The sequence below is a fragment of the Amycolatopsis anabasis genome, from assembly GCF_009765355.1.
Taxonomy (GTDB): domain Bacteria; phylum Actinomycetota; class Actinomycetes; order Mycobacteriales; family Pseudonocardiaceae; genus Amycolatopsis; species Amycolatopsis anabasis.
In genome coordinates this window covers 48258-61720 of the sequence record NZ_VTHK01000045.1, presented here as the reverse complement: position 1 = coordinate 61720, position 13463 = coordinate 48258, and the positions used below count along the sequence as shown (strand labels likewise).

8 protein-coding genes are annotated in these 13463 nt (G+C 70.9%); 4 read left to right on the top strand and 4 right to left on the bottom strand.

Features of this window, described 5'->3' with window-relative positions:
* Positions 1–6 precede the first annotated feature (6 nt).
* Positions 7–3033 (bottom strand): AfsR/SARP family transcriptional regulator, encoded by a 3027-nt coding sequence (locus tag FXO23_RS38445; protein WP_158891636.1) that lies wholly within the window; start codon positions 3031–3033, stop codon positions 7–9.
* A gap of 143 nt (positions 3034–3176) precedes the next feature.
* Between FXO23_RS38445 and FXO23_RS38440 the strand changes: the two genes are divergently transcribed.
* Complete coding sequence (locus tag FXO23_RS38440; protein WP_158891634.1) at positions 3177–3971, top strand: class I SAM-dependent methyltransferase; 795 nt, start codon at positions 3177–3179, stop codon at positions 3969–3971.
* A gap of 18 nt (positions 3972–3989) precedes the next feature.
* Here the strand turns inward: FXO23_RS38440 and FXO23_RS38435 are convergent, their stop codons facing one another.
* Together FXO23_RS38435 and FXO23_RS38430 are read right to left on the bottom strand one after the other, a co-directional pair.
* Complete coding sequence (locus FXO23_RS38435; RefSeq protein ID WP_158891632.1) at positions 3990–5474, bottom strand: hypothetical protein; 1485 nt, start codon at positions 5472–5474, stop codon at positions 3990–3992.
* Positions 5475–5602: 128 nt separating this feature from the next.
* Complete coding sequence (locus FXO23_RS38430) at positions 5603–6571, bottom strand: glycoside hydrolase family 113 protein (protein ID WP_158891630.1); 969 nt, start codon at positions 6569–6571, stop codon at positions 5603–5605.
* A gap of 227 nt (positions 6572–6798) precedes the next feature.
* On the opposite strand from FXO23_RS38430, the gene FXO23_RS38425 reads away from it, so the two are divergent.
* Together FXO23_RS38425 and FXO23_RS38420 are read left to right on the top strand one after the other, a co-directional pair.
* Positions 6799–7548 (top strand): MarR family transcriptional regulator, encoded by a 750-nt coding sequence (locus tag FXO23_RS38425; protein ID WP_158891628.1) that lies wholly within the window; start codon positions 6799–6801, stop codon positions 7546–7548.
* Between the two features lie 470 nt (positions 7549–8018).
* Positions 8019–9170 (top strand): S8 family peptidase, encoded by a 1152-nt coding sequence (locus FXO23_RS38420; RefSeq protein WP_158891626.1) that lies wholly within the window; start codon positions 8019–8021, stop codon positions 9168–9170.
* 134 nt (positions 9171–9304) lie between these two features.
* Here the strand turns inward: FXO23_RS38420 and FXO23_RS38415 are convergent, their stop codons facing one another.
* On the bottom strand, positions 9305–9625 hold the full coding sequence (locus FXO23_RS38415) for a helix-turn-helix domain-containing protein (RefSeq protein ID WP_218952283.1): 321 nt from the start codon (positions 9623–9625) through the stop codon (positions 9305–9307).
* 150 nt (positions 9626–9775) lie between these two features.
* On the opposite strand from FXO23_RS38415, the gene FXO23_RS38410 reads away from it, so the two are divergent.
* On the top strand, positions 9776–13423 hold the full coding sequence (locus FXO23_RS38410; RefSeq protein WP_158891622.1) for an nSTAND1 domain-containing NTPase: 3648 nt from the start codon (positions 9776–9778) through the stop codon (positions 13421–13423).
* Positions 13424–13463 lie beyond the last annotated feature (40 nt).

Genomic DNA, 13463 nt, shown 5'->3' with positions numbered 1-13463 from the left:
CCTGTCTTACCGGGCGGGGTTTTCCTGAGCCTTGGTGATCTTCGCCGATACCTCCGCGGCTTTTGGTGCTCGAAGATCGTGGTAGGTGGTGAGTGCGTGTTTCCAGTGTTCGATGGCCTTGTCGTGTTCGCCTTGTCGCTGGTGGATGTCGCCGAGGCCGGCGTGTGCTCGGGCCTGTTCGTACCGTGCGCCGCGGTTGGTGGCGGCGGTCATCGCGTCGAGGTAGCAGCGGGTCGCTTCGGCTACCGCTCCCGCGGCGGCATGTGTCTCGGCCGCTCCGTTGAGCGCCATGGCTTCGAGCTGCGTGCTGGAGAAGGTCCGGGCGATCGCGAGCGCCTGGCGGTGGTGCTGTTGTGCCTGGTCGTAGTCGCCCAGCCGCAGGTGGATCGTGCCGAGGCGGTACAAGGTGATTCCCTCGTGGACGGAGAAATGTGAGCTGCGGGCGAGGGCGAGTGCCCGGTGTGCGCAGTCGAGCGCGTCGGAATACCGGCCGGTGTCGCGATAGGCCCCGGCGAGGGCATAGGAGGTCAGGAACTGTCCGGGCGGGTAGTCGTGTTCCGTGGCGATGGTGGCTGCCTGACGCAGGCAGCTGAGCGCGGCCTCGGGCTGGGCCTGGCGCAGATGCAGCTGGCCCAATGTGGTCAGCGGCCGCTGGGCCATCAGCCGGTGACCGAACTCGCGAAACAGGTCGGCGGACCGTCGCAGGTGCCGGATTCCTTCTTCCACTCGGCCGGCGAAGCCGCACAAGGCGCCGAGATGGTTCAGGGTGGTCGCCTGGAAGACCCGCGTGCCTGCCCTTTCGTGGAGGGCCAGGGATTCCTCGAAGCTCTGCTCCGCCTCGGCGAACCGGTGCGCGCACAAGTGCACCAGGCCGAGGGCGCGGAGCGCGATACCCTCGGCCACGGGATCGTCCTGCTCGCGCGCGATGTCGAGAGCTTTGGTGTGGAGTTGCTGGGCTTCATCGAGGTACAAGCCGACGTCGAGATACCACGACAGCACCCGGGACAAACCGGTGGTGTAGGCCGGCAGGTCACGTGCCGCCGCCGCTTCGGCGGCGCGGATCAGGTTGGCGCGTTCGACATCGAGCCAGCGCAGCGCCGTGCCGTAGGTGGACAGGTTCGGCGCCGCGGTGACCGGGGAACCGACGACGCCAGGTAACTCGAGTTCGCGTAACTCGAGTTCGTCCGGGGCGATGAACTGCACCGCCCGCGATGCGGTGTGCAGGTAGTAGTCGAGCAGGCGGGCGAACGCGGTGGCGCGTTCGGCCGGCGGGTCGATGGTCTCGGTGAGTTCGGCGGCGTAGGTCGCGAGCAGGTCGTGCTGGACGTACCGATGGTCGGCGGTCTCGTCGATGAGGTGGGCCCGTGCCAACTTGTCGAGCAGGCGCCGGGTGGTTCGCGGGTTGTCGCCGCCGGCGAGCGCGGTGAGGGCGTAGGCGTCGAGGTCGTGTCCGGGGTGGACTCCGAACAGCCGGAACAGGCGGGCGGCCTCGGGTTCGAGGTGGCGGTAGGAAGCGGAGAACACGGCGCGCACCGAGGCGTCCGGGTCGTCACCGCTGTCGAGCAGGTCGAGCCGGGCTTGCTCGTCGGCGAGTTCGGCGACGAGGTGGGCCACGTGGTGCGGTCGTTCGCGGACCCGTTCGGCGGCGATGCGCAGGGCCAGCGGCAGCCGGACGCAGTGCTCGATCAGCTGGGCGGTGGCTTCGGGTTCGGTGTCGCAGCGATCGCCGAGCAACTCGTCGAGCAGGTTGCGCGCTTCGCCGGCGGTCATGCGGTCGAGGGTGACGCGGTGCGCGCCCTCGCGGGCGACGAGCCCGGCGAGGGAGTCTCGGCTGGTGACCACCACGAGACACGTGGCTGTGCCCGGCAGCAGGGGCCGTACCTGCGCGGCCGAGTGGGCGTTGTCCAGCAGGATCAGGAGGTTCTTCCGGTCGATCACGGTGCGGAAGCGCGCCGCGCGTTCGGTCAGCTCCTGGGGGATGGCGGCGCCGTCCACACCGAGGGTGCGCAGCAGGACCGCGAGCACGTCATCCGGGGACAGGGGGTGATCGGGGCCGTATCCGCGCAGGTCGACATACAGCTGACCATCGGGGAACCGGTCCTTGACCCGGTGCGCCCACCGCACCGTCAGCGCGGTCTTCCCCACCCCGGCGGTGCCCGTGACCGCCGCGACCGGCGCCGTCGCCCCGTTCTCGGTCAGCAGCCGGTCGAGCTGAGCGAGTTCTGCCGTCCGGCCGACGAACCCGGACACGTCGAGCGGGAGCTGAGCCGGGGCGGTGTTCCGCGGTGCCGGTGCGGCGAGTTCGATCGGTTCGCCCCGGAGGATCTGCCTTTCCAGGGTCCGCAGTTCGGGTCCCGGGTCGAGCCCGAGTTCCTCGGCCAGGACGTCTCGCGCGCGGCGGTACGCCGCCAGGGCGTCCGCCTGCCGCCCGCTCTGGTACAACGCCGTCATCAACAATCCGTGCAACCGTTCTCGCAGCGGATTCCGGCGCACGAGGTCGGCCAGTTCACCGGTGATCTCGGCATGCCGGCCGCAGCGCAGTTCCGCGGCGTAGAGCTGTTCCGCCGCCACCAGCCTGCGCTCGGACAACCGCTGGATTTCGCCGAGCAGATCGGGGACATCCACGCCCTGATACGGAGTGCCGCGCCACAGGGCCAGTGCCTGGCGAATCAGTTCCGCACATCGCCGCGGGTCGGCCGCGGCGACACCGTCGGCCGTGTCGAGGAGGGCGCCGAACCGCTCAGCGTCCAGCTCATCGGGCTGTACGCGCAGGCAATAGCCGCCCGGGCCGAAGGAAAGCCGCTCGGGATCGTCGAGCGTCCCGCGCAACCTGTGCACGTTGACCTGCAGCCGCTGCACGCTGCCGTCGCCGGTCCGTCCACCCCAGAGCGCGTCGAGGAGCACGTCCGCGGGCACCGGTTCGTTCGCGCGGGCCAGCAGCACGGCCAACAGGGCCCGGCGCAACGCCCCGGTGACCGCGACCACCTCGCCGCCACGGTGCGTCCGCAGCGGACCCAGCACATCGAACCGCACCAGCACTCCCTCCCGCACGGCTTTCGGCTCAACTGGCCAGCCTAAAGGAAATCGCGAGGCAAGTACGGAGAAAGGGCGGAAACGCACGGTAGTCCCCGGCCACGACCGAGACGAGGGGAAACCGCGCAGAGATGACATCCGGCATGCACACCACACCCCAGTACCTTTTGGACACCGGCTCCGAACTGGGGCGCGAGCAGATGGACCACCTGGAACGCCTGCTGGACGGCACGACCACGGCGTGCCTCGACGAGATCGGGATCGAACCCGGCCGGCGCTGCCTGGATCTGGGCGCCGGCGGCGGCTCGATCACCCGCTGGCTCGCCGAACGAACCGGCCCGGGCGGCACGGTCGTCTCGGTCGACCTGGACACCGGCTACCTCGTGCCGGGGCCGGGTATCGAGGTGCACCGGCACGACATCAACGACGGTCTGCCGGTCGACGGGCCGTTCCACCTCATCCACACCCGCCTCCTGCTCATGCACCTGCCACGCCGCGCGGACATCCTCAGGACCCTCGCCGACGCGCTCGCGCCCGGCGGGTGGCTGGTGATCGGCGAATTCAGCAACCGCCCGCGACGGGTCCTGTCCGCGCCCATCCGTGCCGACCGGCAACTGTTCAACCGGGTGCAGGACATCGGCCACAACACCGTGGCACGCGCGGCGGGTGTCTCCTTCACCTGGGCGCACGAGGTCGACCAGCACATGGCCGAAGCCGGTCTGACCAACATCCACAGCCTCGAACGCTCGCAGACCACGACGGGTGGCACCACCGGGTGCCTGCTCAACCGCAACTACGTCCGTCAACTCGAAGCACCGCTGCTGCGGGCCGGGATCACCGGCGAAGAGCTGGCTCGATACCGCGACCTGATGCTCGACCCGCGATTCCGCGCGTGGTTCTACCAGTTCGTCTGCACCCGGGGTCAGAAGCCCGCGTGAACCGCGGCGGAGCTGCGGTCAGGAGAGCCGTTGGGTGAGGACGTCGGTGACCACGCGGTCGACGAGCGCTGCCTTCGCGGCGTCGACGGGCTGCTTCGGCTCCGTACCACGGGGTGGCGCCAGCCGTACCCAGACGCGGAGCGCGCCCGAGTCCGGCTGGTCGCCGAGCGGGATCGAAAGCCCGCGCCCCGCGCCGCTGGGGGTGTCCTCGAGGTCGGTCGCGGTCCCGGTGCGCCCGGCGAGCGTGATGTCCCCGCCGCCGTTCCGGGGGAAGGGCGGCGGGTCGTCGGGGGTGACCGCGAGGTGCACGCCGACCTCGATTCCGTGGGACGGTTCGACGAACAGGCATTGGCGGGATGCGGCGGTGTCCGATCGTTTCATGGTCACCGGGGTCATCGCGGGGCCGAAATGGCCGCGCACCGGGCCGAGCGCGAGGGCGCACTGCGCGTTCGGGTCCACCGCGGCCACGCGAAGCACCGCGTCCCTACCAGCGGGCAGCCCGATCTCGTGGTACGGCTCGCAGTCGACCGCGTCCCTGGTGTCGGCACACGCGCCCGCCGCGGCGACGTCCGGCTCGTCCATCCGGTAGGTCAACGGATGCTGCGGCGTGGTGGCGGGCGGTGGCGCTTCACCCAGCCTGCGGATCGCCGTCTCCGCGAGGGAACGCGCCTGCTCGCAGGTGGACGCCGTGATCTCCACATTCGCCGTCCGGTTACCCGGTGCCGCCGGTTGCTGGCTCCAGGCGAGCACGCACTGCGGAATGGCGTAGGAGCGGACCCGTTTCCCGGCGATGGTGATGATCTTCTGTTCGGCGGTTTCCGCTTCCGCCCCGGGGTCGTCGCCGTAGTCCAGCCGCACGGTCACCTGGGGTCCGGCGGCCGTGCACTTGTCGATGCCGTCGATGAATTCGCCGGGCGCGGGCTCGGCGGACGAGCGCAGGCTGGCGAGCGCGGTGCACGCGTCCCAGGTGGCCAGCGGCAGCGAGTTGGTGAGCGACTCCGGTGCGTTTAGTTTCGCCGCCGCGGCCGCGGCGAGTGCCTTCACCTGCTCGCAGCGCGAGCCGATCCGGTCGGCGCGGAACTGGATCGCCTTGCTGAAGCTCACCGGAAGGTACGCCCGGCACATGCCGCCCCGGCCGGGGTCGAAATACCCCTTCACCCCGCCGAAGTCGAGCAGTTGCAGGTCGTACCGCTCCCGTGGTTCCAGGGGCGTGCCGAGTACCACCGCGACGAGCTTGCTGCCTCCCGCCCGGAGCCGGCAGTCGTGGGGTCCGTCCGCTGTGGCCGACGCCCCGGCGGGAACACCCGCCGCCGGCTCGATCAGGGCGCACGGGTCGATCCGGCGCAGCGCGGCGACGACCGCGCGGTCATCACGGTCCGCGGGCACCGCGGTCTTGGGATGATTCGGCCGTACGGGCGGGGGCTCGTCGGTCGACGTGCACCCACCGGCCGCGAGCAACGCCGCCAATGCCAGCGCCGCAGCGGATCGCGCCCCTCGGCTCACCGTCTCGCCCTTTCGATCTGGTCCACGCACCGCCAGGCTGACGGCAAGCGCTTTCACCGCCCTTTCATCGCGCGCCCGAGAAGCTTCTGCCGATATGTGGTGTGTTCACCGGGTAGCCGTGCGGCGCTTCACCGGTATGCCTTGGCCATGGCGTGGAAGGACCGCTTGGGGGCGAGGCTGCCGTCGGGCAGGAGTTTGCAGACCCCGTAGGAGGCCAGGTCGAGGTCGAAGCGCGGGTCCGGGTGGTGCGGGTACTCGTAGCCGGCGAAGGTGAACCAGAAGGCGGTGTCCACACCTTCCTCGTCGAAGACTGCCAGCATCTCGCGCAGGTAGCGGGCCTGTTCCTCTTCGTCCCGGACGTAGTCGCCCTTGATGTGGGGCGGATCGGCGTCGTGATCGACGACATCGACCCAGCCCATGCCGCCGCGCTCGGCTGCGCCCCGGTAGGTGCAGCAGCCGAACTCGGTTGCCGCGAGCGGCTTACCGTGCCGGAAATATTCCCGCAAGCCCCGGCGGAAGACGTCCCCGGGGTCGCCGTAGGCGTCCGCGCTCACGATGTCGAAGGGCGTCCAATCGATCTGTTCCCATATTCCGGAGGCGTAGGTGATCTTGCCGCGGAACCGTTCGCGCACCGCCGCCGCAGCGTCGGCGAGCAACGGGTCCAGCTTGACGGGCACCTCGGCGACCTTGGCCAGTGCCTCAGGGGCGCCGCCCACCAGGGTGTCGATCCTGGCGAGGCTGTTGTCTCCCGGGAAGAAGCCGGGGGTGAACAGGCTCAGCTCGCAGCCGGTGACGAAGACGTCCGCGTCCACTTCCTGGGCGCGGTCCGCGCAGTCGGCGAAGTACGGCACCAGTTCCGCGGCGGACAGTTCGCAGGGGAACGGGGAGAACCAGACCTCCAGTCCGGCGTCGGCGGCGTGCCCGGCGGCGACCGCCAGCCGGTCGGGGTCGCCGCCGGTGATCCGCACGGCGTCGCAGTGCAACTCGTCGGCGATGACACGGATTTCCCGTCGCACCGCCTCCGCGTCGAAGACGGGCCGCGAACTCCGCCCACTGGGCGTGAAGCCGGTGTCGTAAGTGATGCCTTTAGCTCTCATCGGATTCTCCAGACAATGGATTGCCGTCGGCTCGGGACATTAGGGACGAGCCGAAATCCCGGTCAACGAGACTCCTCTCGGATTCGCGCTGTTCGCGCAGCTCATCGCCGTGATGATCATTGCAATGACGCTGCCGCCTAATGCACGCGATACGGCAGCGTGTTGCAACGCTCGACGAGCGGCACGCATACTGGCCGCGCGACGACCGCAGCGGAGGAGCCGACCGGATGCCAGGACGCAGGCTGACCAGCACCGACCGGCGACGGATCGCCGAGGGGCTGGCGCGGGGCCTGGATTACGCCGACATCGCCCGCCGCCTCGGCCGTCCCACCTCGACGGTGAGCCGCGAGGTCGCCCGCAACGGCGGGCCGGGCCGCTACCGCGCGGACCTGGCCCAGCTCGCGACCACCCACCGCGCCCGGCGCCGCCCGCATCCGCCCGCGACGCAGGCACTCGGCGAGCAGACCGGCCCCGATCCCGCCGCGACAGCCGCGTTCGTCGCCGAGCTCACCGCGGTGCTCATCGAGACCGGCCTGCCGCGCACCGCCGCCGGTGTGATGGCCTGCCTGTTCATCTCCGAGACCGGCAGCCACACCGCCGCCGAACTGGCCCAGCACCTGCGGGTCAGCGCGGCGACCATCTCGCACGCGGTCGGCCTGCTGCACCAGCACGGGCTGATCCGCCGCGACCGCGACAGCCGGAGTCGCCGCCACCGGTACTTCCTCGACGAAAACGCGGGCCTTCGCTCCGCGGTGGTCGGCGTCCGCGCCAACCAGCGATTCGCCACCACTGCCCTGCGCGGCGCCGACATCTTCGGGACCGACACCGCTGTCGGAACCCGGCTCGCCACCGCGGGCCGATTCCTCGAACAACTCGGCAACGACATCCTCCGCGCCGCCGAACAGCACTGGCGCACCACCGCGGGCGCCGGGCCCAGGGACGTGCGGACGACCCCCGCGACGACAACGCTTGGGTGAGTGCGCTTCGCACGGTTTCCTCAGTTCCCGGTCAGGCTGTTTTCAGCGACTGCCGAGCATTATGTGGAATTGCGGACACGCCAGGGAGATGCCGCGCCCCGGTAATCGGCGCGGCGCGTGCGGAGAGTGTGACACCGTGACCGAGAACGTGAACGAACATCACCCATAACTTCTTCAAGCCGTTCGCCATCACCTTCGACTATGCGGACATGGCCTTGTACATCACAGACAGGACACCGGAATCCCCATGGTCCGGCGAAGGCGCGCCGCCCCATCGACTGGCCACAGTGGAGGGACGAACCCGCACCCGTGGACCGCGGCGTGCCACCGGAGCGGCCATTCGAACCAGACCCCGAACGAAGGTAGGGCGGCCGTTCGGTGTCTATTCCCGCCAGCATGGAGCAATTCTCCGATCGGCGCGGTCGTCCGGCCGTAGCCTGCTGTTGTCCGGGAGACGCACGGGAGGTGCGATGAGGACGGTAGCCTGGTTGACGGCCACGGCGGTGGCAACCGGTGGCCTGGTGGGTGGCACGCCCACCGCGGCGGCCGCTGTGCTGGGGGCGGGCGCACCCGGCGCGATCGACGGCAGTTATGTGGTGGTGCTCAAGGGAGAACGCGCGGCGGCCGAGCTGGCGGCCCGGTACTCGGGTACGGTCGTGCGCACGTTTTCCCATGTGTTCCCAGGGTTCTCGGTGCGGATGACGGCCCGCGACGCGCGGCGGCTCGCCGCCGATCCGGCGGTGTCCTACGTGCAGCAGAACCAGCGGGTGAAAGTCGCCGGAGAACAGCGCAATCCGCCCTCGTGGGGCCTGGATCGGATCGATCAGCGGCGTCTGCCGCTGGACGACAACTACCGGTACCCCAACACGGCGTCGAACGTCACCGCGTACGTGGTCGACACCGGAATCCGGGTCAGCCACCGGGACTTCGGCGGACGCGCGGTGTGGGGCACGAATACCGTCGACAACCAGAACCAGGACTGCCACGGGCACGGCACGCACGTCGCCGGCACCGTCGGCGGGCTGAACTACGGCGTGGCCAAGGACGTCCGGCTGGTCTCGGCGAAGGTGTTCGACTGCGCCGGCAACGGCAGCAGCGAGGACGTGGCGGAGGCGTTGGACTGGGTGGTGGCCCACCACGTGTCCGGTCCGGCCGTGGCGAACATGAGCCTCGGCGGCGACGCCCCGGACCGGGTGATCGAGGACGCCGTGCGCCGGACCGTCGCCGACGGCGTGGTGGCGGTGGTGGCGGCGGGCAACGAGTCCGACGACGCGTGCCGGCACTCGCCCTCGCGGGTGCGGGAGGCGTTGACCGTCGCGTCGAGCGACTGGTACGACGCCCGCTCGTACTTCTCCAACTACGGAAGCTGCGTCGACCTGTTCGCGCCGGGCGAGAGCATCACCTCGGCGAGCAATGGCAGCGACACCGACTGGGCCGACCTGTCCGGCACCTCGATGGCGACACCGCACGTGTCCGGCGCGGCGGCGATGCAGCTCTCCCGCAACCCCGCGCTGACGCCCGATCAGGTGGCGACCGCGTTGCTGAACGACTCCACCAAGAACGCGGTCTCCGACCCGAGGGGCTCACCGAACCGGCTCCTGACGGTCAACCCCGCGTACTGATCCGGCCCACGCGGTACGTATTCGATGCGCGAGTTCGGGGTGGCGATTGCGGCTTCGCCGCAGGCCGCCGGATGCATCTTGCCGACCGGACAACGGCATTGGTCGGTGGGTCGAATACCGGTGGCCCGTGCAGGTCACCGTGCCGTGCGGGCCGCGCTGTCTTCGTTCTCTTGCGAGAGACATTCGGTTTCGTCGGAGCCGCCCACGAGCAGGGCCGCGCCCAGCGCGGTGATCGTGTGCCGGACCGCGGCGCCGCGGCGTTGCGTCCGGATCAGGCCGGCGTTCCGCAGGATGGACGCGTGGTAGCTGGCCGAAGCGGTGGAGACGTTCGCCCAGCGGGCGATCTCGGTGGTGGTGCACCCGGCGGCGGTCGCGGCCAGCGTTCGCGCGCGGGTCGGGCCGAGCAGCGCCCGCAGCACCGGAATCCTGCCCGGTTCGAGTGTTCGTACCCGCATTCCACTCCCCATTTCCCTCGCGCGGTCGCTAGCGTGTCTGGCGACCGCGTTGGCGATCATCGCCAGCGCGGGCAGGCGTGAGAAGGGGCAGGATGTTGCCTCTTCCGCGGTGGCGGTGGGAAACACCGACTGACCAGGAGTGGTGGAAGCATGGGCCAGTCCCCGCCGTTCGGGGCGGAGTTGCGTCGCATCCGGAACGAGCGGGGGATCTCGCTCGCCGGCCTGTCGAAACTGACGCACTACAGCAAGGGCTACCTGAGCAAGATCGAAACCGGGGCGAAGCCCGCGGCGACCGACCTCGCCCGGCGTCTCGACGAGGCCCTCGGCGCGTCCGGGCGGCTGGTGGAACTGGCCGAGGCCGCGCAGCGGCCGGAATGCCCGTACCTGGGGCTCGCCTCCTTCGATTCCGGTGACGCTGCCTGGTTCTTCGGCCGGGAGCGGGCGACCCGGGAACTGCTCGACGGTGTCGCCGGCGCGCTCGAGCACCGGAAGCCGGTCGCCGTCGTCGGGCCGTCCGGGGTCGGGAAGTCCTCGCTGGTCCGTGCCGGGTTGTTACCCGCGCTGGCGCGGGACGCGCTGCCCGGTTCGGCGGGCTGGCCGGTCCTGGTGATGACGCCCACCGCCGCACCCGGTGCCGAGTTCGAGCGCCGGTCGAACTCGCTCGGCGGGCCGGACGCCTCGCCGAAGGTGGTTTTCGTCGACCAGTTCGAAGAGCTGTTCACCCTCTGCCAGGACGACGCGGAACGGCAGGCGTTCATCACGATGCTGGCCGATCTGGCGGACACCGGGGTGCTGGTCGTGTTCTGCCTGCGCGCCGACTTCTACGGCCGCTGCCTGTCCCACCCCGGGCTGCTCGAGGTGCTGCGCCACCACCAGATCACCGTGGGGCCGATGACGGTCGCCGAACTGCGGGCGACGATCACCGGACCGGCCGAGATGGCCGGGCTGACCCTGGAAGCCGGGCTGGTCGAGCTGCTGGTGGCCGACGTCGGCACGAACGCCGCGGGTTCGTTGCCGCTGCTGTCCCACGCGTTGCTCGCCACCTGGGAAGAACGCGAAGGCACCACGTTGACCGTCGCCGGATACCGGCGGACCGGGGGGATCGGCGACGCGGTCGCGTCGACGGCCGAAAAGGCGTACGAGACCCTCGATCCGCGCGAGCGCGAGGCGGCGCGGAGGCTGCTGCTCCGGCTGGTCCGGGTCGGCGAGCACGAGCAGGACACCCGCCGCCCCGCCGACCGGGAACGGCTGCTGGCGCAATCCGCCGAGGAGACCTGGGCCGCGCTGCAGGAGCTGGCGGCGGCCCGGCTGCTCACGGTGGACGCGGACACCGTGACGATCGCGCACGAGGCGTTGCTGCACGCCTGGCCCCGCCTGCGGCACTGGATCGAATCCGACCGCGCGGGGTTGCGGGTGCAGCATCAGCTCATCGAAGCGGCCGGTATCTGGGACACCGAGCAGCGGCATCCGAGCCTGCTCTACCGCGGTCCGCGGCTCACCCTGGCTTCGGATTGGGCACGCGACCACGACGACCAGCTCGGCACGCTGGAACGCGACTTCCTCACCGCGAGCCGGGAACTGGAGGACGCCACCCTGGCGAAGGAGCGGCGCCACACTCGCCGGCTCCGGCTGCTGGTCACCGGGCTCGCGGTCCTCACCGTGCTGGCCGCGGTCGCCGGCGTCCTCGCGGTCATCCAGCGCGACATCGCCGACCACCACCGGGACATCGCGGTCTCCCGCGAGCTGGCCACCGAAGCCAACCAGTTGCGGCAAACCGATCCGTCGCTGGCCACCCAGCTCAGCCTCGCCGCGTACCGCGTCGCGGACACCCCGCAGGCGAGGGGAAGCCTGCTGAGCGCGTCCGGGAGCACCTACGTCACCAGGACCAAACCGCATCCCGGCTCCATCACCGACCTGGTTTTCACCGCCGACGGCCACACCCTGATCACCGCCGGACTCGATGGCGCCACCCGGTTCTTCGACGTCTCGGGTTCCGGCGAACCGGTCCCGCGCGCCGTGCTCAAGGCCACCGCCGAGTGGGTCACCGCGCTGGCGATCAGTCCCGCGAACGGCCTGCTCGCCACCGCCGACGGGGTGGACGAGACCAGGCTGTGGTCGACGGCGTCCACCGAGCACCCGGTGCTGCTCGGCACCGTGCCCGGGACCGGTCAGGGCAACGCGCTGGCGTTGAGCGCGGACGGGACGCTGCTCGCGATCGGCCGGGAGGACGGCGGCATCGGCCTGTGGAACGTGGCCGATCCGGCGCGACCGGTCGATCTGGGCATCCTGCGCACGCACGCGAAAGCCGTGCGGAGCCTGGCTTTCGCCCCCGCCGGGCGGCTGCTGGTCACCGGCAGCGACGACTTCACCAGCCAGCTGTGGGACCTGTCCGGCCCGCCGGTCCAGGTGGCGACCCTGACCACGCACATCGCGACCATTCGCGCGCTCGCGTTCAGCCCGGACGGTGCCACGCTGGGGACCGGCAGCGACGACCGCACCGTGCACCTGTGGACGGTCACCGACCCCCGGCAACCGGTCCGGAAGGCGACGCTCACCGGGCACGACAACGCGATCCGCGGCCTGTCGTTCCACCCGGACGGGACCACCGTCGCCACCGCGAGCGACGACCAGACCGTCCGGACCTGGAACGCCGCGGACGCGAGCCAGCTCACCTCGATGGCCCAGCCCGCACCGGCCCGGCGCGCCGGATTCGGCGCCGGCGGCCGGCTCCTGGCCACCGGCAACGACCTCGGCGGGCTCTGGCTGTGGCACCTCCCGTCACCGGTCGTCCCGAACACCGCGGGCACCACGACGGTGGCCCATGACCCGCACCGGCCGCAGATCGCGGTCGGCGGCGAGGACGGGCGGGTCCGCCTGTGGTCGACGGCGGACCAGCGGCCGATGGGTGTGCTCGCCGACGACCTGCCCGGCAAGATCCGCGTGGTCGCATACGATCCGCGCGGACGCGTGCTCGCCGTCGCCGGGGACGACCGCGTCACCCGGCTTTGGGATGTCGCGGATCCCGCGCATCCCCGCCCGATCGCGCCCCTGGGCGAGGTGGCGACCGTCTACGCGGCGGTGTTCCGTTCGGACGGCCGCGTCCTGGCGCTGGCCGGCCGGGACCGGAACGTGACCCTGTGGGACACCTCGGATCCGGCCCGGCCGGTACGACTTTCGGTGCTGACCGGGCACGAGAACGCCATTTCCGGGCTGGCCTTCAGCCCGGACGGCCGCCTGCTCGCCACCGGCAGCGACGACTACACCGGCCGGATCTGGGACGTCTCCGATCCCGGGGCGCCGGGCTTCCGGGCGCGGCTCACCGACCACAGCAACGCGGTCACCGGGGTGGCCTTCAGCCCGGACGGCAAGACGATCGCCACATCCTCCGAGGACCACACCGTGCACCTGCTGGACATCGGCGATCCCCGGGTACCGGTCCTCGCCGGGGAACTCACCGGGCACGCGGACTCGGTGACCGTGGTGACCTTCAGCCCGGACGGCCGGTTGGTCGCCACCGCCGCCGACGACCAGACCTCCCGGGTCTGGGACGTGTCGAACCGGGCGAAAGCGCAGGCGCTCGCCGTGCTGACCGGGCACACCGCTCCGGTGAACGCGGTGGTGTTCAGCCCGGACGGCCGCCGGTTGATCACCACCGGGGACGACCGCACGACCCGGCTGTGGAGCACCAATGCCGACGATGTCGCCCAGCGCATCTGCACCCAGGCCAGCCCGCCGCTGAGCCCGGAACAGTGGTCCCAGTACGTGGCGGACATGCCCCACCCGCGGCTGTGCCCGTGAGGGGTTAGAGCCACGTCGAAATGCTTGCTGGGCGCCCGGG

Coding starts and splice junctions, on each gene's coding strand:
- FXO23_RS38440 (WP_158891634.1), top strand. CDS start 3,177: ATGCACACCACACCCCAGTACCTTTTGGACACCGGCTCCGAACTGGGG.
- FXO23_RS38430 (WP_158891630.1), bottom strand. CDS start 6,571: ATGAGAGCTAAAGGCATCACTTACGACACCGGCTTCACGCCCAGTGGG.
- FXO23_RS38425 (WP_158891628.1), top strand. CDS start 6,799: ATGCCAGGACGCAGGCTGACCAGCACCGACCGGCGACGGATCGCCGAG.
- FXO23_RS38420 (WP_158891626.1), top strand. CDS start 8,019: ATGAGGACGGTAGCCTGGTTGACGGCCACGGCGGTGGCAACCGGTGGC.
- FXO23_RS38415 (WP_218952283.1), bottom strand. CDS start 9,625: ATGCGGGTACGAACACTCGAACCGGGCAGGATTCCGGTGCTGCGGGCG.
- FXO23_RS38410 (WP_158891622.1), top strand. CDS start 9,776: ATGGGCCAGTCCCCGCCGTTCGGGGCGGAGTTGCGTCGCATCCGGAAC.